The 24,452-nt window shown below is 58.3% G+C and carries 22 protein-coding genes and 1 pseudogene; 10 read left to right on the forward strand and 13 right to left on the reverse strand.

Translation table 11 applies throughout. From position 1 onward, the window contains the following. Positions 1-72: 72 nt before the first annotated feature. Together J8C06_RS05895 and J8C06_RS05900 are read right to left on the reverse strand one after the other, a co-directional pair. Positions 73-1,794, reverse strand: a complete 1,722-nt coding sequence (locus J8C06_RS05895; protein ID WP_211427803.1) for a PP2C family protein-serine/threonine phosphatase — start codon at positions 1,792-1,794, stop codon at positions 73-75. A gap of 83 nt (positions 1,795-1,877) precedes the next feature. After that, positions 1,878-2,774, reverse strand: a complete 897-nt coding sequence (locus J8C06_RS05900; protein ID WP_211427804.1) for an FHA domain-containing protein — start codon at positions 2,772-2,774, stop codon at positions 1,878-1,880. A 299-nt stretch (positions 2,775-3,073) separates the two neighbouring features. Here J8C06_RS05900 and tyrS point away from each other — a divergent pair, with 299 nt between their 5' ends. Continuing rightward, a complete protein-coding gene (gene tyrS, locus J8C06_RS05905) occupies positions 3,074-4,354 on the forward strand; it encodes a tyrosine--tRNA ligase (protein ID WP_211427805.1) in 1,281 nt (426 codons plus the stop codon). Positions 4,355-4,374: 20 nt separating this feature from the next. Continuing rightward, the gene (locus J8C06_RS05910; protein ID WP_211427806.1) at positions 4,375-5,481 is read left to right on the forward strand and encodes a class I SAM-dependent methyltransferase; all 1,107 of its coding nucleotides are present in this window, start codon (positions 4,375-4,377) and stop codon (positions 5,479-5,481) included. Positions 5,482-5,490: 9 nt separating this feature from the next. Here J8C06_RS05910 and J8C06_RS05915 read toward each other — a convergent pair whose 3' ends face one another. From J8C06_RS05915 to J8C06_RS05930, 4 genes are all read right to left on the reverse strand, one after another. Beyond that, positions 5,491-6,444, reverse strand: a complete 954-nt coding sequence (locus tag J8C06_RS05915; protein ID WP_211427807.1) for a MalT transcriptional regulator family protein — start codon at positions 6,442-6,444, stop codon at positions 5,491-5,493. A 102-nt stretch (positions 6,445-6,546) separates the two neighbouring features. Then, positions 6,547-6,990 carry a universal stress protein gene (locus J8C06_RS05920; RefSeq protein WP_211427808.1) on the reverse strand — a complete coding sequence of 148 codons (444 nt, stop codon included), beginning with the start codon at positions 6,988-6,990 and terminating at the stop codon, positions 6,547-6,549. Between the two features lie 93 nt (positions 6,991-7,083). Further along, positions 7,084-8,088 carry a serine/threonine protein kinase gene (locus J8C06_RS05925; protein ID WP_246602101.1) on the reverse strand — a complete coding sequence of 335 codons (1,005 nt, stop codon included), beginning with the start codon at positions 8,086-8,088 and terminating at the stop codon, positions 7,084-7,086. Further along, positions 8,088-9,815 (reverse strand): bifunctional serine/threonine-protein kinase/formylglycine-generating enzyme family protein, encoded by a 1,728-nt coding sequence (locus J8C06_RS05930; protein WP_211427810.1) that lies wholly within the window; start codon positions 9,813-9,815, stop codon positions 8,088-8,090. Before J8C06_RS05930 ends, J8C06_RS05925 begins: the two co-directional genes overlap by 1 nt. Positions 9,816-9,961: 146 nt before the next feature. Between J8C06_RS05930 and J8C06_RS05935 the strand changes: the two genes are divergently transcribed. The 3 genes from J8C06_RS05935 to J8C06_RS05945 all read left to right on the forward strand — a co-directional run bounded on the left by J8C06_RS05935 (position 9,962) and on the right by J8C06_RS05945 (position 13,584). After that, entirely contained in the window at positions 9,962-11,479 is a 1,518-nt protein-coding gene (locus tag J8C06_RS05935) for a tetratricopeptide repeat protein (RefSeq protein WP_211427811.1), read from the forward strand. Positions 11,480-11,651: 172 nt separating this feature from the next. Beyond that, on the forward strand, positions 11,652-12,965 hold the full coding sequence (gene hemL, locus J8C06_RS05940) for a glutamate-1-semialdehyde 2,1-aminomutase (RefSeq protein ID WP_211427812.1): 1,314 nt from the start codon (positions 11,652-11,654) through the stop codon (positions 12,963-12,965). Positions 12,966-13,035: 70 nt separating this feature from the next. Then, the gene (locus tag J8C06_RS05945) at positions 13,036-13,584 is read left to right on the forward strand and encodes a DUF3299 domain-containing protein (RefSeq protein WP_211427813.1); all 549 of its coding nucleotides are present in this window, start codon (positions 13,036-13,038) and stop codon (positions 13,582-13,584) included. Between the two features lie 13 nt (positions 13,585-13,597). Here the strand turns inward: J8C06_RS05945 and J8C06_RS05950 are convergent, their stop codons facing one another. The 5 genes from J8C06_RS05950 to galU form a co-directional block, all read right to left on the reverse strand. Continuing rightward, positions 13,598-14,038 (reverse strand): Fur family transcriptional regulator, encoded by a 441-nt coding sequence (locus J8C06_RS05950; protein ID WP_211427814.1) that lies wholly within the window; start codon positions 14,036-14,038, stop codon positions 13,598-13,600. A gap of 160 nt (positions 14,039-14,198) precedes the next feature. Beyond that, positions 14,199-15,281 carry a 3-phosphoserine/phosphohydroxythreonine transaminase gene (gene serC, locus J8C06_RS05955; protein ID WP_211427815.1) on the reverse strand — a complete coding sequence of 361 codons (1,083 nt, stop codon included), beginning with the start codon at positions 15,279-15,281 and terminating at the stop codon, positions 14,199-14,201. A gap of 68 nt (positions 15,282-15,349) precedes the next feature. After that, entirely contained in the window at positions 15,350-15,934 is a 585-nt protein-coding gene (locus J8C06_RS05960; protein ID WP_211427816.1) for a phosphatase PAP2 family protein, read from the reverse strand. Positions 15,935-15,978: 44 nt separating this feature from the next. Further along, entirely contained in the window at positions 15,979-18,129 is a 2,151-nt protein-coding gene (locus J8C06_RS05965; protein ID WP_211427817.1) for a S9 family peptidase, read from the reverse strand. A 90-nt stretch (positions 18,130-18,219) separates the two neighbouring features. Beyond that, positions 18,220-19,083, reverse strand: a complete 864-nt coding sequence (galU, locus tag J8C06_RS05970; protein WP_211427818.1) for a UTP--glucose-1-phosphate uridylyltransferase GalU — start codon at positions 19,081-19,083, stop codon at positions 18,220-18,222. A 337-nt stretch (positions 19,084-19,420) separates the two neighbouring features. On the opposite strand from galU, the gene J8C06_RS05975 reads away from it, so the two are divergent. The 5 genes and pseudogenes from J8C06_RS05975 (at position 19,421) to J8C06_RS05990 (ending at position 21,678) form a co-directional block, all read left to right on the forward strand. Beyond that, positions 19,421-19,618: a twin-arginine translocase TatA/TatE family subunit gene (locus tag J8C06_RS05975; protein WP_211427819.1), complete on the forward strand. Its 198-nt coding sequence runs from the start codon at positions 19,421-19,423 to the stop codon at positions 19,616-19,618. 132 nt (positions 19,619-19,750) lie between these two features. Next, a complete protein-coding gene (locus tag J8C06_RS05980) occupies positions 19,751-20,398 on the forward strand; it encodes a Crp/Fnr family transcriptional regulator (RefSeq protein WP_211427820.1) in 648 nt (215 codons plus the stop codon). Positions 20,399-20,450: 52 nt separating this feature from the next. Next, complete coding sequence (locus J8C06_RS05985) at positions 20,451-20,603, forward strand: hypothetical protein (protein ID WP_211427821.1); 153 nt, start codon at positions 20,451-20,453, stop codon at positions 20,601-20,603. A 20-nt stretch (positions 20,604-20,623) separates the two neighbouring features. After that, positions 20,624-20,902, forward strand: a pseudogene (locus tag J8C06_RS15410) (DUF6978 family protein); the annotation flags it as partial. Then, positions 20,899-21,678: a DUF1828 domain-containing protein gene (locus J8C06_RS05990; RefSeq protein ID WP_211427822.1), complete on the forward strand. Its 780-nt coding sequence runs from the start codon at positions 20,899-20,901 to the stop codon at positions 21,676-21,678. The pseudogene J8C06_RS15410 and the gene J8C06_RS05990, both read left to right, overlap by 4 nt. A gap of 166 nt (positions 21,679-21,844) precedes the next feature. On the opposite strand, the gene J8C06_RS05995 is transcribed toward J8C06_RS05990, so the two are convergent. Beyond that, positions 21,845-23,221 carry a serine/threonine protein kinase gene (locus tag J8C06_RS05995; RefSeq protein WP_211427823.1) on the reverse strand — a complete coding sequence of 459 codons (1,377 nt, stop codon included), beginning with the start codon at positions 23,219-23,221 and terminating at the stop codon, positions 21,845-21,847. Between the two features lie 150 nt (positions 23,222-23,371). Continuing rightward, on the reverse strand, positions 23,372-24,283 hold the full coding sequence (locus J8C06_RS06000; RefSeq protein ID WP_211427824.1) for a beta-1,6-N-acetylglucosaminyltransferase: 912 nt from the start codon (positions 24,281-24,283) through the stop codon (positions 23,372-23,374). Positions 24,284-24,452: the final 169 nt, after the last annotated feature.

The following is a 24,452-nucleotide window of genomic DNA, read 5'->3' on the forward strand; positions in this document are numbered from 1 at the left end:
GACCTAACCAGCCAAACACATATCACCAACTGACCGGAGCGACTACTGACTGAAGTGACTGGCACGCTCGATTCAAGGGTGTCGGACTGAGCGCACGGCGTTGTTCATCAACTGGTCAAGGCCCTGCTCGACGACTCGTTGTAGCTCATCACCAGGGTGGGATTCAGGTGGCTGGCGACGCTTATTTCCTGGCGCTTTCATTTCGCGGAGGGGCAGTGGCAGCGTATCAATCCACTCCAGAATCGTCTGCGCCTCTTTGTCAATGTCACTCACCGACGGGTCGCCATCCCTCACTTGCTTCCCACGATGTCGGTTGAGAACCTCCCGCAGTGTGGCCAATCGCCGATACTTTTCCTGGCAGTTCTGACGCTCGTTGGCATAACCAGGACTCTGACTTGCGCGGCGCTCGACTTCTTTGACGCGCTGCTCAACGCTGTTGAGTTTTTTCTCAACATCCTCAAGGAGCGCCCCATCAGCCCGCCCAATCCCCCCAGAATCATAACCAGCTTCTGCTGGTGGCTTGGTCGGTTGTGGGGTAACTGGGCTGGGTTCTAGCGCTGGGCGACCACCTATCGTCGGCTCGATGCCAGCAGTCCGCTGCTTCTCAGCGCGCAATTGAAGTACCCACACCATCGAGGCCACACCTGCCAACACGATACCTGCAACGGCAATGAGCGCAAGCAAGACAAAAAGCCGGCCACCGGTCAACCAGCCTGAGCGCGCCCCAGACGACGTCTCCGCGACCGGCGACGGAGGTGACACCGGCACGGACAGTGGCTGTTTCGAAGATGTGGCTAAGGCGTCTGGGTTCGCCGGGCGGACCTCTAAACTCTTCGTCGTACCCAAGCCAGAAAGCGTTTGTACGCTTTGCAGTTCCGTAGTGGCTCGACCACCTGAAATGCGGAGTGTCTCCTCAGCGGTGGTCGCTGAGGTGAGCAGTTGTGTCGAGCGCATGGAATCCTCGGAACCGCTTCCGCTACCAACCAGCTTTGCGATGACGATGGTGATGTTGTCTTCGCCACCACGGTCGTTGGCGAGCTTGACCAGGGCTTCCGCTGCATCGTCAAGAGATTCAGCCGCCATGACATGGGCTAATAGCTCTTGCTCTTCGACCTTGTTTGATAGCCCATCACTACAGAGGAGAAAAATGTCGCCGACTTGAAGTGGCTCGGTGGTGATATCGGTATTGACGACTCGCTGTGTACCAAGCGCCTGCAGGATCACGTTGTTCGGGACGTTAGCGACTTGCATGCCAGCTTTTTTGGCGGCATTGGCCCAGGATTGATCTTCGGTTAGCTGGCGTATCGTCCCGTTACGAATCAGGTAGGCCCGTGAATCACCAACCTGTGAAACCGTGGCCTCTTGACCTGTGATGTGAAGTGCCGTCAGTGTCGCGCCAAGCCCTCGAATCGCACTGTCACTTTGCGAGCGATCCCAGATGGCCGCATTCGCGCTGTCGGCGGCAATCCGCATTGCGTCACGCGAGGGGATGCCCGCGCTCACTTGACGGAGCATCTCGCGGGCGATGATTTCCACCGCCATCTCGCTGGCTAATTCTCCAGCCGCGGCGCCCCCCATACCATCACTGACAATCAAGAGTGTCCCGAATGACCCAAGCTGATGGTGTGCCACATCCGGCGACAGGACATCCTCACGATGGCTGAGTCCCAAGCGTTGACGGGTCAGGTCAACGACCTGGAGGTTGTCTTCATTGCCAGTCCGTCGCATCCCGACATCGGTTCGCACTGATGCCGAGACCCACATTTCCGGCGTGTTGGATACCACAGCAGACACCGATGCCTCACAATATCAACGAGTATTGTTTGTAGCTCCCCGACCGAAGCCCACCAGGGCTCCTGGCTAACGCCGCTCGCAGCCTATACCTCAAAACGAAACAACTGCTTGCCAATCAACACAATATCGCCAGACTTAAGCGTGACTGGACCATCAATTTTTTTGAATGTGCCATTCCGCGAGTTGTCATCCTGAAGAATGAACTCATCCCCCTTGCGCACGATGCGGGCGTGGCGGCCCGACATGTAACCGTCGTGGGGAAACTTGATATCGCCCGCGTTCCGGCCAATTGTCAGCTCGTCTCCCTTGATTTCATAAACATCGCCTTCCCCGCCACCCTCTTGGATCAGGTGGAGCCGCGCCGTCCGCGTTGGCGGACGCTCGGAAGTGCGCACGATGGTTTTCATCAGTGGCGATGGGAGTGGGGACCCACAACCAGCGCAAAAACTGCTCGAAGCCGGATTCACTTTACCACAGTGATCGCATACAACGGTGTCAGCACTCTCTGCCAGCGGCGTACGCGCCACAACCGTCGGGGGGACGGGCGGCACTGCCGGCTGGGCGACAACGGTAGGGGGCACCGCCGGCTGGGCAAAGACTGTCGGCGGCACCGGCGGGGGTGTAACCGGCTGGGCCACGACGGTCGGTGGCACGACTGGCTGAGCCACGACGGTCGGTGGCACGACCGGCTGAGCCACAACCGTCGGCGGAATGGGCGGGACAGACGGGGGAGAAGACCCAACCGGCTGAACCACAACCGTTGGTGGAATAGGCGGCGGCGTAGATATGGCCGGCTGCGCCACCATCGTTGGGGGGATGTCGGCTGGATGAACCACTGCCGTCCGCCCACTTGCCGGCCGACCTGAAGCTTGTGGTTCAGACTTCAACGGAGAGCCACACTGTTGACAATACAGCCAATCGGCGGCATTCGGCGCGCCACACACAGAGCAAGCAATTTCGCCCAAAGTGTTCGATGTCATCTCGGTCTCGCTACGTTACAATCTTGCCGCAAACGATTCAGCGGAGAAACTCAAATGTCATTCGCCGTGTAAAGATACATCATCCAGGCCCTAAACCTTAGCCCATCGGGGCGCGTTCAATCAAAGACTTGACGGTGAAAAGGAATATATATAGGCCCGAATCGGCAAAACAAGCCGAAATCTACCGCGAACGCTTCGCCCGTGGCGCAGGACAACTTAGCGTAACACAAGCACCTTAGCCAAGCCGTCTCGTTGAGGTGCGCCCTGGCCAAACCATTCAGGCGGCGGCTTTCGAGTTTATGACCACACTGTTTGACGAGTTGAGATGGCGCGGCTTGATCCAGGATCACACGCCTGCGCTACCACAGCATCTAGCCGAGCATCCGACCCTGACAGTCTATGCGGGCTTTGACCCAACTGCGCCGAGTTTGCACGTCGGCAACCTCCTGCCCATCCTCACCCTGGTGCGCTTCCAGCGGGCTGGCTGCCGCCCACTGGCGCTTGCCGGCGGGGGAACTGGGCTCATTGGCGACCCAAGCGGCAAAGCGGCCGAACGCCCACTGCTCGACGCCGAAACCATTCTGACCAACGTTGCAGCGATTGAGCGCCTACTGTCCCGGTTCCTCGATTTTTCAGGAGCCAATGCCGCCCAAATCGTCAACAACCTTAGTTGGCTGGGTGACTTGTCGCTGCTGACCTTCCTGCGCGAGACGGGCAAGCACTTTTCTGTCAACACGATGCTCGGCAAGGAATCGGTTCGCCGTCGGTTGGAAACAGGCATTTCCTACACTGAGTTCAGCTACATGCTGCTGCAAGCCCGTGACTACCTCGAGCTTTATGATCGCCATCACTGCACGCTACAAATCGGCGGCAGCGACCAGTGGGGGAACATCACGGCCGGGATCGAACTCATTCGACGAACGCGCGGATGCGCAACCCATGGCTTGACATTGCCACTCATCACGAAAGCTGACGGCACGAAATTTGGCAAAACCGAACAGGGGGCAGTTTGGCTAACGGCCGACCGGACGTCGCCGTATGCGTTTTACCAGTTCTGGTTCAACACCGAAGACGCGAGCGTGCTGAGGTATCTCAAAGCGTTTACCTTTCTTTCGGCAGATGACATCACCGACCTCGAAGCCAGCCTGGCCAGCCACCCGGAAGACCGCGCAGCACAACGGGCACTGGCCAGCGCGGTTACGGAGGTCGTCCACGGCGCGGCGGGCCTGCGCACGGCGCTGACCGCCACCGACATCCTCTTTGGCGGCGCGGCTATCGTGGATATTGACGCCGAAACCTTGCTCGCCATCTTTCACGACGCACCTTCGGCGGAAGTGGCGACCACACTGTTCACCAACGATGGCGTCTCCCTGCCCGACCTGGCCGTGGCGGCGAACGTCGTCGGCTCAAAAGGTGAGGCGCGGCGCTTGATCGAAGGTGGCGGACTCTATTTCAACAATCGGCGCGTCGAATCGGTTCACGCGCGCGTGACGCGCGAGCAGCTCATTGGCGGAAGGTATGGCGTCTTGCGCAAGGGCGCGCGTACCTATCATCTCATTCGATTGTCCGATAGCACTTAATCATTGTTTCAGCCGCTGCCATGACACCCCTTGAACAGATGATCCGCGAGCGGATTCGCCAGCAGGGGCCGCTGACGTTTCGAGACTTCATGGCGACCGCGCTCTACGACCCGGAGCACGGCTACTACACCACGCCTGGCAACCGGATTGGCCGCGCCGGTGACTTCTACACGGCGAGCAGTGTCTCCAACCATTTCGGAAGACTGCTTGCCCGACAAGTTCGGGCCGCTTGGCAGTCCCTTGACCAGCCGGTTGATTTTACCGTCGTCGAGTGCGGCGCAGGAACGGGGCACCTCGCCGCAGACCTACTCACCGAGCTACAAACTAGCGAGCCAAGCTGCTTTCGTCAGCTTCGCTATGTCATTTGTGAGTCGAGCGCAGCCATGCGCGCCGAACAAGCGGCGCGGCTCGCCGGCATTTCCGCCCAAGTCGCATGGAGTGAGTTGGAGGCACTGGCAGACAGGCCCATAACCGGCCTACTGCTGTCAAATGAGCTGGTGGATGCCCTGCCGGTGCATCGCTTGACCTATCGAGATGGTCAATGCCTGGAAGCGTTTGTCACGGTTAGCAATAAACGCCTCCAGCTCATCTGGGAAACGCCAACCCAACCCGAGGCGTTTGCCGACTATATGACCAAGGGAGCGTTGGCGCTCACACAAGATACGCAGTACGAAGTCGCCCTGGATGCCGTCGCTTGGCTTGAGAAAGCCGCCGCTGCTCTGGCGCGGGGCTACCTTGTGACCATTGACTATGGCGGCACGGGTGAATACCTCAGCGGACGCCCATCCGGTAGCCTTCGTTGTTTCAGCCATCACCAACTTTCGGATGATGTCTTTGCCAACATCGGACGGCAAGACATCACTGCCGACGTAAACTTCTCGGCGCTCATCAACTATGGGATGGCGTTCGGGCTGCAAACCGTTCAGCTCACGCGCCAGACTGACTATCTCATCAAGCTTGGTCTGCTGGACATGCTCCAGGAAACGACGTTGATGGATGACACCCCTGAAAGCCTCAAGAGCCGCTTGGCGCTCAAGCACTTCCTTGTTCCAGGTGGCTTTGGCGACCGTTTCAAGGTGCTGGTTCAAGTCAAAGGCGAGAACCTGCCGGCACCGTTGCCCCGCTGAGGCTTTACCCTACAGGCGAATGGCAAGCTCATCCATTAGCGGGTGGACGACGAGGGTGCGCGCCTCGTCGTCCAAGGTATGCACCAAGCAGTTGGCTGTCGCCAGTGCCCGATAGAGCGCCTGGTCGGCAGGTGCTTCGTCCTTGTTTTTGAGTAACCGGATGGCTTCATCAAATGGAACAGGCATTCGGCGGAGGGCTTCGCGCAGCAGCGAAACCAGCGCTGACTCGCCCGTGGGAGCAAGCAGGGCCTCAAAGTTGATTCGCAAGTAAGACGGCAAGCCATAAGCAATTTGAAGCACTAGGTTGACGGCCGCGGCTTGCCCATTGGTGCGCTCAACAATCAACCCGCCTTCATCCGCACTGACCTCGTAGCGCGCTATCTGGGCAAAGTAGCCGACGACATCGTCGGGGTCGAAACGCAGGTCCGCCTCGGTGATATCCAGCCGCGCGACCCGTCCCCGCGCGGCGCGCTTGAAAAGCGGCGGACGCTGGGTGGACACCACGAGCTGCATCGGCGGCGGCAAGTCGGCGGCGACTTGTTCAATCAAATGGTTGACTGGTGGTGCATCAGCAACACGCTCGAAGTTATCCAAAACCAGTGTTTCAATTCCTAGCTCGCGCATGCCGCTGACAATCAGTTGCACGGCTGGCCGGATGTCACCCGGATTGAGCACTTGGTAGTCAGGCACGATTGGCAAACGGTAAAGTGCGGCGCAAACATTCGCCGTAAAGGTATTCAGGGCGGCATCTGCGCTATCGAGCGTAAGCCAGCCCACCTGTGCGCTGGGACGATACTTCACGGCGCTCAACAGCGTGGTTTTGCCATACCCAGCCGGTGCCTCAATCACAACCAGCGGGACATGAAAGTTACTCGCAAGCAGATTGCCGAGATAGGCCCGGTGATAGGCCCGTGGGTGCGGACGCACCGGGGAACACTTGGATTGAAGCAGTGCTTCGACCATCAGTGGATAGCTTTCCCTTGGAGTTACACTTCGTCCTCACCACTGCCACCGGGGCCGGGCTATCACCAAGCGCTTGATGAGCAAACTTGTAAATGACCAGGTTTATTTGATGACAAGGACTGGGCAGTGGGCGCGATGCACCACCCGGTCGCACACACTCCCCAGCAAAAACGATGCAAGCGGACCACGTCCGCGACTTCCGATGACAATCACATCAAAGCTCTCAGTCTCCGCCACGGAAACGATGACGGCCGGCGGCGCGCCAATCTCGTAGCGCGAGGAAAAAACGGCGCCGGTGGCTTTGATCACCTCGGCCGTCCGCTCAAGCACGGCGTGGGCGGATTCCCGTTGGAAACGCTCAACCTTTTCTGGATCAATTCCTAGCTCATACCCTGGCAGACTGATATACGCCATTTCGTTGAATGGCTCCATCACAAATAGAAGCGTGATGACACCGTTGACTTTGGCAGCCAAGTCCCCGGCCGCGCGCGCGGCTTTCAGTGCCGTTTCGGAACCATCCGTTGCCAGCAATATCTTCTCGAACATGAGTGTCTCCTTACCATACCCGCCATACCAGTTTGACAGCCTCCGCTGGCTCAGGACTGAGGCTGACCGCGCACTGCATCAGCACGCAACCTATTAGCGCTTACCAAACACCTTGTTCCATAGTCCGCCCAACCAGCCCTTGCCAGCCGATGGCGGGCCAGTCTCATCCCCACTTGACGCCGCAGACTGCCCCGCAAAAGCCGCTGAGAGCATCTCTTGTGTTTTCTGCTTGTGCGCGGCTTGCATGGCAAGGAAGAACTCACTGGCTGTGCCATATCGCTGTTCAGGATTTGACGCCAAGGCTTTGGCAAACACGGCATCCAGGGCCGACGGAAGCGCTGGTGCGTAAGTTGCAACAGATGGCGGCGGCTTCATTTTCAGCTCCAGCATCTTGCGCAGGTCGTCATGCTGGGCGGGCGGCTGCCCCGTAAGCATCTCGTAGGCCATGACTGCCAAACTGTAGAGGTCGGCTTGCGGCGACAGGGTCAGCCCCATGAGGTGCTCGGGTGCCATGTAAAGCGGCGTGCCAAACACCTGTCCCACCGCTGTCAACTGAGAAACCTGCTCATCTGGCTGTAGGAGCTTGACAATGCCAAAATCAAGCAGCTTGACAATTTGGCGTCCGTCAAGTTCACCGACGAGCACATTGGCCGGCTTGAGGTCACGGTGGAGGAGATTCCGTCCGTGGGCAAGCCCAAGCGCATCGCACAGCGGCTCCAAAATACGCAAACACTCCTCAAGCGAGAGCTTTTCTACGCGGGACAGCCGGGCCGCCAGAGTTTCACCAGCCACGTACTCCATGACCATGAACAGCAACCCGTCCGGTGTCTTGCCAAAATCCTGGACACGCACAATGTTTGGGTGCGTTAGCTGTCCGCCAACCCGCGCCTCCCGCTGAAAACGCTTGACGAGGGACTGATCCGAGGTCAGCGCTGGTGACAGCACTTTGACCGCCACCGAACTACCCAGCGTGAGATGTGTTGCGAGGAAGACCGCGCCCATGCCTCCGCTGCCGATTATCTTCTCGATTCGGTAGTTGTTATTCAGGGTCTGCCCAATCAGTGACTTGTAAAACTCAACCGTGCCAGATGTGGCCATCACTCCCCTCCCACCTTGGGGTCGGACGCCACCCGAAAACCCAGCCGATTATTGGTAAAGTCTGGCTTTTGTGGGAAGCGGAAGGTCACGCCCTCGTTTGGATTTTCTCGGTCGTCCCGTCCCCGGAAGATGCGTAGCTCAGGATTGGCAGTGAAGCCTTTGCCGCCTGGATAGACGGTCAGACTGTCGGCCGTCCACTCCAAGAACCCAGCATCCAGCAAATCAACCACGCCCTTCCGGTCGCGCTGACGCGCCAGGTATTCCCACTCAAATTCCTTGATGAGGCGGTAGCGAAGTCCTGTTTCTTTTGAAAGCCACTGACAATAGGCATCCGCATCATCCCAGCTCACCCCGGTCACCGGCTTGTCCAGATCACTGGCTGGCGGCGATGAACCACCCCAAGCCGCCGGAGCGCGGTGCTTGGTTCGTTTGACGAACTCGGCATACTGCCCATTGGTCACAAGCGTTTGAGAAACCCGAAAAGGAAGGACGGTCGTTTTGAACTCTGGGACGGATAGCTTGTCCCCACGATTGGTTCCCAGAATGGTTTCACCACCTGGAAGCAAGACCAGCTTGGGTGTGAGCGCGGCGGAAAGGGCAGTGGCGGATGTCCGGGAGGCCCCACCACCAAGCGCCGTGCTGATTTGTGGATAGAAAAACCATCCCCCAGCCGCGACCGCGATTAACCCAACGGCAATCGGTAAAACACCGCCGATGCCCGACGATGGGGTAATCGGTCCAGACTGAAGCGTTGGCAGCACCGGACTCGTCATTCCAGTGACCGGTGAAAACCCAGGCGTGGTGGATACCCCACTGGGCGGGGTGGTGCGGTCGCGCAACGCGGCTTCCAGGGTTAGGTTTCGTTCAAAGGCTTCAAGCTCACGCTTCAGATCGAGGGCTGAGGATTGGCGCTGCTCCGGCAGTTTTGACAAGCCGCGGCCAATAATTTCATCGAGGGCAACAGGTATGTCCGAACGAATTTTGGAAATGGGCTTCGGTTCAGCCAAAATCACCGGAACACTGGGCAATGCTCCAGCGAGCATCTCATAAAGCATGAGGTTGATGGCAAAGATGTCCGTGCGCGGATCAATCGGCTGACCCAGGATTTGCTCTGGGGCCATGTATTTGGGCGTTCCCGGCGAACCAATGCCCGGACTTTCACGGGTTAGGGTTTCAGATTTTCCACCGGCTTCTGGCGCGAGCTTCGCAATGCCAAAGTCCAGTACCCGCGCCATGATTGAACCATCGGGGAGGGTCTGGAGCATGACGTTTTCCGGCTTCAAGTCACGGTGAACAATGCCCTGGGTATGGGCGGTGTGCAGGCCGGCGCAGATTTGGCGCGTCACCTCCAGCGCAAAGTCCAGTGGAACCTGCCCGCTCTCTCGGCAGCGGTCACGAAGGGTTTCCCCCTCGATGAACTCCATGACGATGTAGGGGAGTTGTTCCTCGCCAATCGCGCCAAAGTCAGTCACCATGACGATGTTTGGATGACTGATGCGGGCCAGCACCTCGGCTTCACGCCTAAAACGCGCCAACCGGTTCTGCCGCTCGTCGGCGTCGCGGGCAACATCAAACAACATCACCTTGAGCGCAAAAGTTTTTTTCAATTGGATGTGGGTGACACGAAAAACCTTCCCCATCCCGCCCTGCCCCAGGAGTGCATCGAGACGGTACTTCCCATCAATCACAGCGCCGAGTTCGAGCAGGTTCGCAGTTTCGACATTCATACCAGAACAACGCGCCTGGAGCAGCCGAGCCGAGTCAGGGATGTCGCTTGTCGCCCTCAAGCTTGACAGACTATATTGCACTCCAAGGCTGAAAAACAACGTCTCAACTACACTTCGCGGCCACCCCCCAACTCAAAGGTGGATTTATGTCCCGCTCCCAACGTGCCCTACCACTGGTGACTTCCCTGTGCGGGATCATCCTTGCCGCGGGCAACCAGATGGTCAGCGCTTGGGCGGCCGGGGCGGGAGTGGACCACCATGCGGCTCAAAAGCCGTCTTCACTGCGTATCGATCCAACGGCCGAGCGCCCACGTCCTACTTCCCTGCGGATTGATCCAACGATTGGCGCGCGCGCATCAGCGCTGCGGATTGTGCCGACCGAAGTCAGTCAGAGACGCGGCATCCAGCAAGTTGGCGAGGCAACGGCCCGCACGGAACGGCAGTTTGTTGCGGCCCCGCCAAAGCGCCAACCCACACTGACCGAACGGGCAGATGCCCTTGCGGCGAAGGGCAAGTACCAAGAAGCCGCACTACTTTATCAGCGAGCTGTGCAAACCAACCCCAAGGCAACCGATGCCCTCACTGGGTGGGGACATGCCCTGTTAGAGCTTGGTGACGAAACCGCCGCCCGTGACAAACTTCTGGCCGCCCTTGAACTCAACCCCAGGGATGCAGCTACCCAAGTCAACTTGGGTGTGGCGTATTACCGCGCGGGAGACATCGCGCGCGCGGTTCAGGCTTACCAATCGGCGCTGGACCTGTCGCCCAAACTGGTCAGCGCTCACTTCAACCTGGCCATGGCGCAGGCGCACCAAGGTCAACTGGAAGCCGCCGCGGCAAGCTATCGAACGGCGACCACGCTCCAGCCTCAGTTCCGTGAAGCGCACAACAACCTTGGATTGATTTACGAGACGCTGGGCGACATTCCAGCCGCCGAACAGGCATTCCGAGCTGCGCTTGGCAAAGACAAGGACGGCTACGCGCTGGCGCACTACAACCTGGGGCGTCTGTATGAAAAGCAAGCGGATTATGACCGGGCCATTCAAGAGCTTCAAATTGCCGTTCGGCAACAACCCGTGTTCCCAGAGGCTTACCTCAACTTAGGCAATGTCCGGTTGGTGCGAAGCCAACTGAAGGAAACCAAGGAGCTTGACGCAGCGATCAGCGCATTCCGGCAGGCCATTGCGCAACGTCAGGGACTTTATCCGCTCGCTTATGAAAATCTGGCTATCGCGCTTACATTCAAAGGTGACAAAAACGCCGCCCTGGCCGCCTATCGGATGGCCTTTGAGCAGGGCGAAGCCAGTTCAGCGGACACGTTCGAGAACCTGCTGACGACGCTCAGTGATGAAACGCAGTTCCTCATTGGCAACGAGCTGTCCCGAAGCGACAATCCCGGCAACTTGCGCTCCGCGGCCGTGCCGGCAACCAAATCGAGCAGCGACCGCCTGGTTGAACTGCTCGAACAATATGCCGAGTTGCCGGACAGCCTCAAAGATCACCCCGACGTTCGCTACTGCGCCGGACGCGCCTACATCACGATCGGGCAAGCCGAAGCCGCGCGCGCAGAACTCCGGCGCAGCCTGGAACTATCCAGTGGGCAGGATGAAACAGCCAAGGTCTGGCTCCGCGCACTGGAAGATGAGATGCGAACCCAACCCTGACCGATGGCAAACCTCGTCCGGCGCATTTGACTCCCAGGCAGGTTGACGCTAAAAGCGCTTCACGCAGGGATACTTTGAGCAGCGACAACGCCCTAAGTTCAAGTAACCCATCCTCCAACACCGCCGTTGCGACAACGGATGAACCTTTTCAACGCGATTACTTCAAATACGCATGTCAGTCACCATGGAAACTGAGAAAGTCAGCCAGAGCCGTTCGGCTACACTTTTTGAACAAGCACGCGCCTTCATTCCCGGCGGTGTCAACAGTCCGGTTCGTGCCTTTCGGGGGGTCGGCGGCACACCGCTCTTTATCCGTTCAGCGCAGGGGCCGTACATGACCGACGTGGATGGAAAACGCTACGTGGACTACATCGGCTCCTGGGGGCCAATGATCCTGGGGCACGCCCACCCAGAGGTGCTGGCGGCAATTCGCTCCGTCATCGAGCGTGGCACGTCCTTCGGTGCGCCGACCGAGCTTGAAGTTGAAATCGCTGAACTAATCGTCTCCATCGTCCCGTCGGTCGAAAAAGTCCGCATGGTGAGCAGTGGAACGGAAGCCACCATGGCCGCCATCCGCGTGGCACGTGGCTTTACCGGACGGCGCAAGATCATCAAGTTCATTGGTTGTTACCACGGCCACGGCGATGCTTTTCTGGTCAAAGCTGGTTCGGGCGTGGCGACGCTCGGTTTGCCGGATAGTCCGGGCGTGCCACCGGAAATTTCCCAGCAGACGATTACGGTTCCTTACAATGATCTGGCGGCGGTCGAAGCTGCCTTTGCGACGTATCCAGACGACATTGCGGCCATCATCGTCGAGCCGGTGGTGGGCAACATGGGCTGCGTCATCCCCAAGCCCGGTTATTTGCAGGGATTGCGCGACCTCACCCACAAGCATGGCGCGGTGCTCATCTTCGATGAGGTCATGACCGGCTTTCGCCTGGCGCGTGGTGGGGCCCAGGAGCTTTATGGCGTAACACCAGACATGACGTGCTTGGGCAAAGTCATGGGCGGTGGACTGCCCGCGGCCGCCTATGGCGGACGCTCTGACATCATGGATTATGTCGCCCCGGCCGGCCCGGTCTATCAAGCCGGCACGCTGTCTGGAAATCCCGTGGCCATGACCGCCGGACTCGTTACACTGCGCTTGCTACAGCAACCGGGCGTCTATGAAACACTCAACCGCCAGGCCCAAAAGGTGGCCGAGGGGTTGCTCAAGCTCATTCACAAAGCTGGTTTTCCGGCCACGCTCAACCGCGTCGGCTCGATGTTTACGATTTTCTTCACGAACGATGAAGTTACGGATTGGGATTCGGCTTCCAGGAGCGATACGGAACGCTTCGGCCGATTTTTCCATGCCATGCTTTACGAGGGGGTTTACCTGCCGCCATCCCAGTACGAGGCTGCCTTCATGGGGCTGGCCCACACGGATGAGGTGGTCGAAGTCACGCTCGCTGCCGCCGAGCGCGCGCTGAGTAAAATCGTCTGAAACCGTCTTGCGTGGCGCGGCGATTCCCCGTCACGCAAAGCACCCGGTTGACTGCCCCGGCGAATCGCCAATGTCGCGCTTTTCAGAGTACCTTCGCGCCCATGCGCCCTACATTGGACTGGGCGGACTGCTGTTACTGATGATTGTGGGTAGCTTGCTGGCGCCACAGCCAACGGTTCGCCCATCAGTCGGCGCAAACCGGCCGCTGTCGGTGGAAGGGGATGTGATTCGGCTGCGTTTCGATTACATCAAGAATGCCAACTATGACTTCGATCCACGCGCTGCCGAGCCGGCTCCGCCGCCGCCAGCGCTCCAGATGATAGATGGCAAGTTGGTTGAAATTGCTGGCTTCGCGCTCCCACTCTACAGCCCAACCGGACAGACTGAGTTCTTGTTGACCCAAGCTGCCAATGGTTGCTGCTTTGGCTCGCCGCCCATGCTCCAGCATATGATTTTGGTTCGGGCTGGAAACCTCAAGGTCAGTGGTTACGGCGAGCCGGTCATCGTGCGAGGCGTGTTCTCCGTCGGCCCAGAGCGAGAGGATGGCTACGTCACAAGCTTGTTGCGACTACAAGCCACGTCCATTCACGCTCTGGCCGATGACCGGGACATCGAATAGCCTACCCCTCGAATCAAGCTGAAGCCGACAGCGCAAAGTGGCACTCGGCGCAATAGCCATACACTTCAAAGGCATGTTTGACGACGGCAAACTGCTTGCGCAGTGCCTGTGTCATGAGCTTTGTCTCGATTGGGCACCAGTCGAGGCGGATGCTTTTGTGACAGTGCAGGCAAATGGCGTAATGCCGGTGATCATTGCCCTGAAACTCAAACCGCGCGACATCTCGGTTTTGAAGATTCGACTGGTGAACGAGTCCGACATCGGTCAAAAGCGTCAGGTTGCGATAGACCGTATCCAGACTCACATGTGGATGCGCTTTGGTGATTTCGCGGTGAACTTCCTGCGCAGTTAGCGGCTGCGCGGCATCCATGAGGATGCGCAGTACGGTTGAACGCTGCGGCGTCATTTTTTGACCGCGCTTCTTCAGTACGCTCAAGGCTTCATCAAACGTCATCGTTTCTCCCCCGTCCGAGGCAGCGGCGTTATCGCCGAATGGCACGGCTCAAATCGGAAAAATCTCAGTTGAGAAGCCTAAACGGTCGGCGGCAAGTAATCAAGGCACAGTGGGTTTCCTGTCTCTTTGTCGCTTTGTCGCTTTGTCGCTTTGTCAGAGTTCATCCGTGGCAACGGGCAAAGTCGCGCATGAAGTCAACGAGCGCGGCGACACTGGCCATTGGCAGCGCGTTGTAGAGCGAAGCCCGAACCCCACCGACTGACCGATGCCCAGGCAGCCCCTCAAATCCGTTGGCCGAGGCCTCCTTGAGAAACACAGCCTCTAGCCCCGGACTCGGAAGTCGAAAACACACATTCATCAGTGACCGTGAGTTGCGCTCGGCCGTGCCACGGTAAAACCCACCGCTGTCAATCGCGGCGTAAAGCTTGCCGGCTTTTTCCGCGTTGGCCGCGGCCACGGCCGCCAGGCCGCCCTGTGCTTCAAGATATTCCAGCACGAGACCGACAACGTAGATTGCAAATACCGGGGGCGTATTATACAGCGACCGGTGGGTGACATGTGTCCGGTAGTCCAACATCGTCGGCAGCCCATCCGCAATCCGCGACAGCCAATCGTCTCGAATGATGACAATCGTGACCCCAGCGGGACCGGCGTTTTTCTGTGCGCCGGCATAAATGAGCGCATACCGGCTGACATCCAGTGGACGACTCAAAAAATCTGAGGACGCATCACACACCAGCGGAACGTTGCCGGTTTCTGGTTCAGTTTGCCACTGCGTGCCAAAAATCGTGTTATTCGACGTGAAGTGAACGTAGGCCGCCTGCGGATCAAGCTGTAGTTCGTGCGGCTGCGGGATACGGCCGTAATTTTCTTCCCTGGTCGTCGCGGCAATCTTGACCGTTCCAACCTTTCGCGCCTCATCGGCCGCCTTTTCCGACCAACTGCCCGTCAGGATGTAGTCGGCAACACCCGATTTGGGCAAAAAGTTGAGTGGCAGCATGCTGAACTGCAAACTTGCGCCACCCTGCAAAAAGAGGATGTGGTGAGTATCGGGAACGCCCAGCAAACGGCGCAGTCGGTGTTCCGCTTCCGTCAGGATGGATTCAAAGGTTTTTGAGCGGTGGCTGATTTCCAGAACCGACATTCCGGCCTCGGGCAAGCACAGCATCTCCTCACGAATCCGTTCGAGTACCGGCACAGGTAGCACAGCCGGACCAGCATTGAAGTTATGAAGACGTTTCATCGTTTGTTGAAAACTCCCCGCGTTACGCGCATTTGCTTACGGATGACAGCCCGGCCAAGAACGACACGTCACCGGAACAACAGACTGATTTGAGCGGCCGTGGCCGTCAGCCCCAGCGCCGTTCCCGCGACGACTTGCCCCACCGTATGCTTTTGCATCACCACCCGTGACGCGCACACCAGTGGAATCAAGCCAAAGCACGGTAGCACGGTTGCTCCCAAGTGGTAGTAGAGCGCCACGAGCGGACCGCTGATCCCGGTCGCATGGACGCTAATTTTCCAGTACCGGGTAATCCCCAAAATCATGACCGTGTTGACCGCATAGCAGAACATCAAGCCCTGGGCTAGCCGGGGGGCATGAAACAGCTTGAGGAAAACAAAGCCGATAGCGTAGCACACAATGCCGAGCATAAACGGGCGCGTCCGTTGCTCTCGCTGGTCAATGTTGACGTTGGTGATCAGCCCCCGCCGCTTCATCACCAGCAGGGCGACCAGCGGCAGCGCCGCTGCAAAGATCACGGCCACAATCGCAACCAGCGTCTTGCTCGCTCCCTGAGTATTGGCATCGGTGACAATGATAATGAGAAACGCCGCCACGGCATTGACGAGTGGGTTGAAGACATCCGACAGAATCCGCGACACCAAGAGCTTCATGGAAATTAGATAACCACTCGCGTGTGAACGGGATGTGAAGCGTTTCAGCGCAGATATTTTGCTAGCCAAGCATGAACCTCTTGAAACAAATACTTGTTATCCTCACCGCGCAGAATCCAGTGGTTGGCCTCAGGGAACACGACAAGCCGGCTCGGCACTCGGCGGCGCTGGAGGATCGTCCAGTTTTCGAGCGTTTGGTTGAGTGGCACGCGGAAGTCATTCTCGCCAATCGTAAGCAGAATCGGCGTCTGAAAATTGGCCGCGTAGCGGATGGGATTTTGCTTGCGCCAGGTTTCATTCTGCTCCCACACGGGACCACCGTTGGCCAGCTCCCGAAAGTAACTCGTGTCGCTGGTTCCGTACTGCGACTCTGAATTGATCAAACCGGCGTGGCAAATGAGGCACTTGTAGCGCGTCGTCGTGGCTTGCAGCCAGTTGGCCAAATGTCCGCCGTAGCTGGCCCCACCGGCGGCCACCCGCTCGCCGTCCACATAGGCAAAGGTTTTGGCAATCTCATCCACCGCTTCGGTGATCTCGCTTCCGCATGTGCCAAATGGGTCACCTTGAATATCTTGGGCAAACTTCTCACCAAAACCAGTTGAGCCGGTGTAGTTCGTCAGCACGATCACATAGCCCGGCTGGGCCAATAGGTGGTAGTTCCAGCGCAGGAAAAACTGATCGCGGAACATGGTGTGCGGACCACCGTGGATGAACGTAAACACCGGGTACCGGCGCGTCGGATCAAAGTTTGGCGGCAGCACCAGCATGTTGTGAATGCGTTTGCCGGCCCGACTGGTAAACCAAACATGCTGGAGCGGCTGCCAGTCAATCTGCTCGGCCGCCGTAGTGTTGAACGTGGTGAGTAGCGTATGGCGGCCGGCCGGCAGGTCAATGCGCACGATTTCGGCCGGGTTGACCGCGCTTTCCCAGTTGGCAAAGAGCAGTGGCGCAGACGCACGCGGCGGTATGGCCAAGTTGACGTAACAACCCAGCTTGACCTCAAAAGCCAACTTAGCTTCACCACCCCGGGCCGGCATGGAGAAAAGCTTTTCGTGACCGGCTTCCTCGGCTGTGACGTAGATGGTTTGGCTATCCGGGGTTATGCCAAAGGACTCAACTGACCGATCAAAGGTTGGAGCGACCAGGGCCTCGGCGGACAGCGTACCGTCTTTCCAGTCAAAACGCGCGAGGCGGTCGAGATGATAGACCTTCCCATCCGTCGTTGGGGTACGGAGCGCATACAGTGTTTGTCCACTGGGCGCAAACGTTGGGCGCGCGTAGCTGTGCCCGGTGTTCGTCAATCGCTGAGGCTCTCCCCCTGACACCCGAACAAGGTACAAATGCGTTTCTACCGGAGCGTAAGCCGCCGCATTGCGCTCGGTGGTGGCAGTGAAGAGCACGCCGGTTCCATCGGGCGTCCAAACGGCATCAAGTGTGTCGGCGGCGTTGGTTCCTCGCCCGCCAAACCCAGGTTCAGTAACGAGCTTCGTACCGGCCAGGAGATCGCGCGCCGGTTCAGCGCCTGCCAAGGGCTGCACAAACAAGTGCGTTTGCGTATCATCGAGCCAGTGATCCCAGCGCCGGATGGGGTAGCCGTCATACGTCCGCGCCTTGTACTTTCGGGCTTTGCGTTCGGCGGCAATCCGCTGGTTGTCGGCGTCATTCCTGGCGCCCGGAAAGACGACACTCGAAAACAGCAATGTGTTGCCATCGGGACTGAAGCGTGGGGCCATCGCTCCCGTGGACAGCGACGTTACCCGCTGGGCTTCGCCGCCCTCTACCACGTCAAGCACGTACACCTGACTGATTTCGTCGCCTTCGCGCTTCGTGACAAAGGCAATGCGACGACTATCAGGACTCCAAGTCACATCGCTCTCAGCCGCTTTCGTGGAGGTCAACCGCCGCGGTGGGGCGCTGCCGTCCCCGCGAACCAGCCACAAATCACTTGCCTGGTCCTTGGGGTCATAGGCCGGCTCAACGAGGGAAAACACAACGAATTTGCCGTCCGGACTGGGCGCCGGAGCGCCGACCCGCTTCATCAGCCACACATCTTCATGCGTGATAGGGCGCTTGGCTTTGGTAGAAGTTTGAGCCGATGTCCCGACCGAGGCAATGGTCGTCACCAACAGCAGGGATAAACAGCGCCCAAGCACTGTCAGCGCAAGCTTCTTTTTCAGGATGGTTTGTTTTGGCATGGTTTCACGAAGAGGGAGCACATCCGCACGCTACCAGAGCGCGGCAGGTGGATGAACGCTGTGTTTTTGGGTGTCGAGTCCTTGGCAGTCTCATAAAACCAGTGACTTGAGATAAGCCCGGAATTCAGGCCCGAGGTCCGGGCGCTGAAGCGCGAACTCCACGGTCGCCATGAGGAAGCCAAGCTTGTCACCGGCGTCGTGGCGGATGCCAGAAAACTCATGGGCGTACATGGCTTGCTCCCGCAAGAGCGCGCGCATGGCATCGGTAAGCTGAATTTCGCCGCCAGCGCCCTTCGGTGTCTTTTCAAGCAGGTCGAAAATTTCGGGCATCAGAATGTAACGACCGATGATGGCCAAATTGGAAGGGGCTTCGGCAAAAGGCGGTTTCTCTACCATGTCGCGGATTTTATAGACGCGGTCCTCAATCGGGTCCACCGCCAGCACGCCGAAGCGGGAAATCGCCTCGCCCTCGACGCGGGCCGTGCCGATGACGGAGCGCCCATAACGTTCATAAATATCAATCATCTGGCGTAGGCAGGGAACCTTTGAATCCACGATGTCGTCGCCCAAAATGACGGCAAACGGCTCATCGCCGACGAGTTCGCGCGCAACCAGCACCGCATGCCCCAGTCCGAGCGCCTGTTTTTGCCGCACATAGGAAACGTTGATCTTTGAGATTTCTTGAACCTGCTCAAGTAAATCAAGCTTCCCTTTTTCACGCAGTAACTGTTCTAGCTCAAACGAGATGTCGAAATGATCCTCGATGGCGTTCTTGCCGCGCCCGGTCACGATAATGACCTGCTCGATGCCGCTCAGGATGGCTTCCTCAACGCCGTACTGAATGAGTGGCTTATCCACCAGGGGTAGCATTTCCTTGGGCTGGGCCTTGGTAGCGGGCAAAAAACGGGTACCCAGTCCGGCAGCAGGAAAGATGGCTTTACGGATTTTTCTCATAACGATGTGGTTCCCATCGAGATAGCGAGCCAAGCGCGCGGCACTCCGGCCCTTAGCGATACAACATAAGCGCTAACCGACGATACGCCAACCCCCCTAGGTGGGGCGAGTGAAATAGTACGAGTGAAATGGTAAGGGCCGCTAACCGCGAAGGCATCTTCCAGTAACGCCGAACGTTGGCATCGCCTGCCACCCGGCGACAACCGGAAAACATCTGAACATGCCACAGACTTGGGTTGGTTGAATTGACAGTGCGGCAACGCACTCTTAGTATGCAACTACTTTAGCTGGCGCTTCCAATGGGGTGAGCGCCGGCCGCATAGGAGTTGGCCACGTTATGAATCTTGGTATGTGGGAAATCCTCCTTATTGGGCTTGTCGTGGTACTGCTCTTTGGGACAAAAAAGATTCCAGAACTCTTCAGTGGACTTGGCACTGGCATTCGCAACTTCAAGAAAGCTATCAACGAAGACCCCGAAGAAGCCAAGCGCAAAGAATTGGCAGCGCTACCCACCAAGGAAAAAGAGTCCGTTTGACTTTCCCCCTCCCTTGGTGGTTGTCTAGTCGTCCCCATATTTTGTTCCTTGCTGTTCAGCACGTTCACTGGCTAGCGCTGACTATCCAGTGGGGCGGCGTCCATGCTTTACAAACACCTAGGTGGTTTAGCCATGAGCACCATTGACCCGATTGCCGAGTTCATCCAAGGCCAGCTCAACGAAGTTCGTGTCGTCAGTGGCGAGCGAGAATACAACCGTAACGAAACGATCTACCATCTCGACGACCCGGCTGACCACATCTTCTATATTCTCTCCGGGAGCGTCAAAATCACGCGCGTCTCAGACGACGGCAAAGAAAAGATCATCAGCATTCACCGCGCCGGGGAGATTTTCGGTGAGCTGTGTTTCTGTGAAGTGGATGATCGCCGCAGCGATCAGGCGGTGGCGATGGAGGCGACCCGCGTGCTGGCCATTCGCGTGCATGACTTTCTGGCGATGCTGCGCGAAAACCCGAAAGCGCTCCTGGACATGCTTTCGTTATTTTGCAAGCGACTGTCTGAAGCGCAGCAGCAAATCGAAACCCTGGCTTTTGACAATACGACGCGCCGCCTGGCGCGTGTGCTTCTCAAATCCAGCAGTGACTCAGGACTTGACCGCCTGCGCCTAACCCACGAAGAACTGGCGCAAATGGTCGGAACTTCCCGCGAAATCATCACCACCATCATGAACCAGTTCCGCGAGGATGGGTTGATTGATTACCGGCGCAGCGAAGTCAGCCCACACGTTGATAAGCTGCGGCAGTTTCTGGTCACCGTCTAGGGGCAATGGTGTCCAGAAAGATTCAGGATGCGTTGTTTGGGAGCCGGCCTCAATGCTGACTCAACAGGAGTTTGAGAGCATCTTAGCTGATGCGAGCAAGCGCATTGACGGCAATATCACTTGGCGTGAAGACCCGGAGCATTCGCCGGCGCGTGAGTTTCGCGTAGAGCTACGCTCGATGCCGGATGGCCGGTCTTCGTCGTAGGGCGCTTCAACCGCAATGCGGGCACTTTGACATACGCCCTCATCCACCGCGGTGCTGGACGCATCTATGGACTAGACCTCGGCGCCGATCACCATAACCCGACCTGTCAGAGGGTGGGAGAGAAGCACAAACATCGCTGGACAGAAGCGTTCCGTGACAAGGAAGCGTACGTGCCAGCGGACATCAGCGAACCCTGGCACAAGCTAGTTCAAGTCTGGCGGCAGTTCTGCGCAGAAGCCAAAATCACACATGCGGATGCACTGTTTGAGCCGAACATTCAAGATGAGCTGCCGCTATGAATGCCCAAGAGCTGTGTGCTGCCCTGCAGGCCGATTGGTCGTCGCTATTTGAATGTAGCCCAGCCCCGAAAGAGGGTGTGCTGCGGGTGCGTACGCCATTCATGTACCCGGACGGTGGAGTAATCGACGTCTTTGTGCTGCCGCGTGACGGCGGCTTCGAGGTGACCGACTTCGGCGAGGCGCTGGGGTGGCTGCGTATGCAATCGGTCAGAGGCCATCTCTCTGCGAAGCAATACCGCCTGGTGCAGGACATTTGCCTGACGCTGGGCGTGGAGTTTTTCCATGGTCAGATTATGCTGCGCTGCGAAAAAAACACGGTGTCGCAGGCGGTGGTGCGCGTCGGGCAGTCCGCGCTGCGGCTCGCTGACCTCTGGTTCACACTTCGGAGGCGCGCCGTGGAAACCGTCTCGGATGAGGTGGGTGACTGGCTGCAGGAGAAGGTTATTCCGTTTGAGCGCGAAGTTCGCCACGTGGGTCGATCTGGTCGTTCGTGGACCGTTGACTATCAGACGCGCACGGCACAGAGAACCTGCCTAGTGTTTGTGCTCAGTACCGGCTCGCGCGCGGCGGCGCGACGAGTGACCGAACACGTTGTCACCGGGCTGTACGACTTGAGCCACCTGCGCGTCGTACAGCCCGCGCTTTCGTTCGCTTCACTCTTCGACGATACCGAGGACGTTTGGCAGGAAGAGGACTTCCGGCTGGTCGAAGGACTGTCAACGATCGTGCACTGGTCACGGCCGGACGAGTTCGAGAACGTTCTCAAAGCCGCGTGACGTTCAGATACTCCCGCCTGAGAGCGTGCCTGAAAACTCCTAAACGGTGCGCCTTGCTTGTCCCCACCACTGAACACGCCAAGTCACGACCTGGAATGGGTACGGCAAGCGACCAAGTGAAGAAGGCAGGCGTTCACATCTGTTCTAGCGCCCTAGTTTCGGGCCGTTAGAGTCCACCATCCACGGTTTCCCGTGGAACCCATCCTTCACTGATTGAAGCTGATTTGCGCTGCACCCACTTCTGGGGGCGCACCCGGTAAAACTGCCCACGGATTTCAAGAACATCGGCTTCCGTACCGGCTGAAAGTTCTCCAATCCAATCGCGGGCGGTGGGATTTTCAAGCGGGGCCGCTTGGACCTTGGTTGGCGTGACGATCTTGACGTGGAAAAGCGGGCGCGCCGGTGATGCCGCCGCTGGGCGTGGACGCTGCTGCCCGCGGACGGACTCCCGCGCAAACCGATAGAGCGCGACCAAGCTGCCAATAAACAACACAAGGCAGCCCAGAACGACGCCGACCCCAATCAGTCGCGTTGTCACGGGCGACGGCAGATCAGACCTGAGCAATCCTTCGGAACTAACGGATTTCAGCGCTGCGTCAGCGTGTCCGTGGTCCGTCGTGGGTAGGGAGACCGTCGCGTTAGGTTCGCCGGTTTTTGAATCCCCAGATACCAACAGCGCCACGGGCGAGACCACTGCGGCCGCGCGCTCCACATCAGCCCAAAACGCGGCAACACTTGGATAGCGGTCGGTCACGAAACTTGCTGTTGCCTGGTTCAACACCTTGAGAAGTGCGCCGGCGCTTGGATGCTCCGCCATCCGCGGTGGTAAGGCCGTAATCGGTTGGCCAACCAGCTCCAGTGGTGGCCGACCGGCTAACACGGCATAAAGCGTCTTGGCTAGAGCGTACCCATCCGTTGCGGCTGAAGGCGGCGCGCACTGCCCAGGCTGACATTCAGGCGGTTGGTAAAGATGTGGCTGGCTGTAACCATTCCACTGGCCGGCGGCAGGGTCCTCATCACTTGTCGCCGAACCAAAATCGGCCAGCTTGAGGGTTTGGCGATCGGCTGTCAGCAACAAGTTGGCCGGTTCGACATCCCGATGAATGACGCCAAGGCTGTGGCAATGGGTCAAGGCGACCACAGCTTGCCGAAACAGATGCAGGGCGTCGGTCAAGGACAGCCCCCCTAGTGATGTGCTGAATGAAGCCAGATCCCCACCGGCCAGGTATTCAAGCACGTGATAGTCAAACTGGACGCCGGCCACGTCGCGGGCCGCACCGCCCGCCAAGTACGGCACAATGTGCGGGTGGCGCAGATAGTCGAGCCAAATTCCCTCTTGGCGGAAGCGTACGGTGCGCCCATGTTGCCCCTCGGCGGACAACGGCGCGCGCAGCCCAGGGAAACTGGCGGCCTTGATCACGACGGGCTGCTCGCTGGCTTGATCCAGCGCCAGGAAAATTTCCGCCTGCCTCCCAACGCCGAGGCGCTGCCGAATCAGGTAGCGCCCGGCCAGCACCGTATTTTCAAGTTGAAGGGATGTCACGCGCTGCCACTGCTCCACAACCCACCGGTTTCGCTCGCGGCAACATTACCGTATCTGGCGCTCGTGCCAGAAGGAAGGGACGCCCGGAAAGCAATCACCATCAACACCAGTTGCGCTCTTGGTCAAGAGTCCCATGCGCTAAACGCTTACTCATCCACGGTTGAGGACTTCGGCACCTAAGCGACGGCGGAGCGGCTCACTCCGCTCAGGGTGAAACTTGCGCGCCCACAATGCATCCGATGTCGTCAGTTGCTCCCAATGTTCCTCGGTCAGAATGCGCGGATGCCAGTCAGTCACGCCATTCCAGTCAATATAGTGCCAGTTGCGATGCTGTCCGACGAGATGGTTCGCGTTGCCAAGTATGCTCTGAAAGAGAGTCTCGACTGGGCAGGGCGACTGGGTGCCAGCTTGCGAGTAAGCTTCCAGGTAAAACCGTGTCACCGGATGCTGTGGAATATCCGCATCGAGGATGTGGGCAACGGCCTGCGGTCCAAGCAAAAACCAGTCTGAACCGTGAAAAAGCCGGAAGTGTTTCCCAAAGGGAATGACTGACCGTGGGCGACGAACCCTAATGGGACGCCAGTAAAAGCGCCCACGTCGCGACACGAAAGGGACATGACCAATCGTGCGCTTGGCAACGGCTTCCTCAACGTATCGGTCAAGTTCCAACCCCGTGGACTGAAAGTCCACCTCACGCATGTCAACGTAGAAATCCGCCGTGAGCTTAGAAAGTTGGGCGACAATTTCACCGGCCGACTTAATGGGATAGCAACTCGGCGACAGGGTGGCATACCACCGGGGAGGACGCGGCAAGCGGAACAAACATTCTAGCCCACGTACGATGGCAAACACTTTGCTGATATGTGACCAGTAAGTACGTCCGACGGGTGGTATCAGTCGCACGCCATAGCGCTTGACCAAGGCAGTATCCACGGCTGACTGGTAGGTGTCGTGGTGGAGCGCAATGTCAACCTCGCCCAGCTCACGCAGACGGGGAAGGAGTTTTGCCAGTAGCCGCCAGTCTTGGGACCTATGCGAAAGAATGACAAAGCCAATAGACATGACACAAAGAACTTTATCTGAAGCTATATAGCCTGGCTCATCCACAACCGTTCTAGTCGGCGTCAATACCGCAAGCCCATCATCCTGAGCAAGCGACTTTCGTGATCGAGCCAGACAAGAGACGGCAATGCAGCTCAACGGAGCACTGAACTGCGGTAAGTCGCCCGTC

This window comes from Chloracidobacterium validum (assembly GCF_018304825.1).
In the GTDB taxonomy this organism is placed as follows: domain Bacteria; phylum Acidobacteriota; class Blastocatellia; order Chloracidobacteriales; family Chloracidobacteriaceae; genus Chloracidobacterium; species Chloracidobacterium validum.

Coding starts and splice junctions, on each gene's coding strand:
- J8C06_RS05965 (WP_211427817.1), bottom strand. CDS start 18,129: ATGCCAAAACAAACCATCCTGAAAAAGAAGCTTGCGCTGACAGTGCTT.
- hemL (WP_211427812.1), top strand. CDS start 11,652: ATGTCAGTCACCATGGAAACTGAGAAAGTCAGCCAGAGCCGTTCGGCT.
- J8C06_RS05920 (WP_211427808.1), bottom strand. CDS start 6,990: ATGTTCGAGAAGATATTGCTGGCAACGGATGGTTCCGAAACGGCACTG.
- J8C06_RS05985 (WP_211427821.1), top strand. CDS start 20,451: ATGCTGACTCAACAGGAGTTTGAGAGCATCTTAGCTGATGCGAGCAAG.
- J8C06_RS05930 (WP_211427810.1), bottom strand. CDS start 9,815: ATGAATGTCGAAACTGCGAACCTGCTCGAACTCGGCGCTGTGATTGAT.
- J8C06_RS05935 (WP_211427811.1), top strand. CDS start 9,962: ATGTCCCGCTCCCAACGTGCCCTACCACTGGTGACTTCCCTGTGCGGG.
- J8C06_RS05975 (WP_211427819.1), top strand. CDS start 19,421: ATGAATCTTGGTATGTGGGAAATCCTCCTTATTGGGCTTGTCGTGGTA.
- J8C06_RS05900 (WP_211427804.1), bottom strand. CDS start 2,774: ATGACATCGAACACTTTGGGCGAAATTGCTTGCTCTGTGTGTGGCGCG.
- serC (WP_211427815.1), bottom strand. CDS start 15,281: ATGAAACGTCTTCATAACTTCAATGCTGGTCCGGCTGTGCTACCTGTG.
- J8C06_RS05915 (WP_211427807.1), bottom strand. CDS start 6,444: ATGGTCGAAGCACTGCTTCAATCCAAGTGTTCCCCGGTGCGTCCGCAC.
- J8C06_RS05925 (WP_246602101.1), bottom strand. CDS start 8,088: ATGGCCACATCTGGCACGGTTGAGTTTTACAAGTCACTGATTGGGCAG.
- J8C06_RS05910 (WP_211427806.1), top strand. CDS start 4,375: ATGACACCCCTTGAACAGATGATCCGCGAGCGGATTCGCCAGCAGGGG.
- J8C06_RS06000 (WP_211427824.1), bottom strand. CDS start 24,283: ATGTCTATTGGCTTTGTCATTCTTTCGCATAGGTCCCAAGACTGGCGG.
- J8C06_RS05960 (WP_211427816.1), bottom strand. CDS start 15,934: ATGAAGCTCTTGGTGTCGCGGATTCTGTCGGATGTCTTCAACCCACTC.
- J8C06_RS05980 (WP_211427820.1), top strand. CDS start 19,751: ATGAGCACCATTGACCCGATTGCCGAGTTCATCCAAGGCCAGCTCAAC.
- J8C06_RS05950 (WP_211427814.1), bottom strand. CDS start 14,038: ATGACGTTTGATGAAGCCTTGAGCGTACTGAAGAAGCGCGGTCAAAAA.
- J8C06_RS05945 (WP_211427813.1), top strand. CDS start 13,036: ATGTCGCGCTTTTCAGAGTACCTTCGCGCCCATGCGCCCTACATTGGA.
- galU (WP_211427818.1), bottom strand. CDS start 19,083: ATGAGAAAAATCCGTAAAGCCATCTTTCCTGCTGCCGGACTGGGTACC.
- J8C06_RS05990 (WP_211427822.1), top strand. CDS start 20,899: ATGAATGCCCAAGAGCTGTGTGCTGCCCTGCAGGCCGATTGGTCGTCG.
- tyrS (WP_211427805.1), top strand. CDS start 3,074: ATGACCACACTGTTTGACGAGTTGAGATGGCGCGGCTTGATCCAGGAT.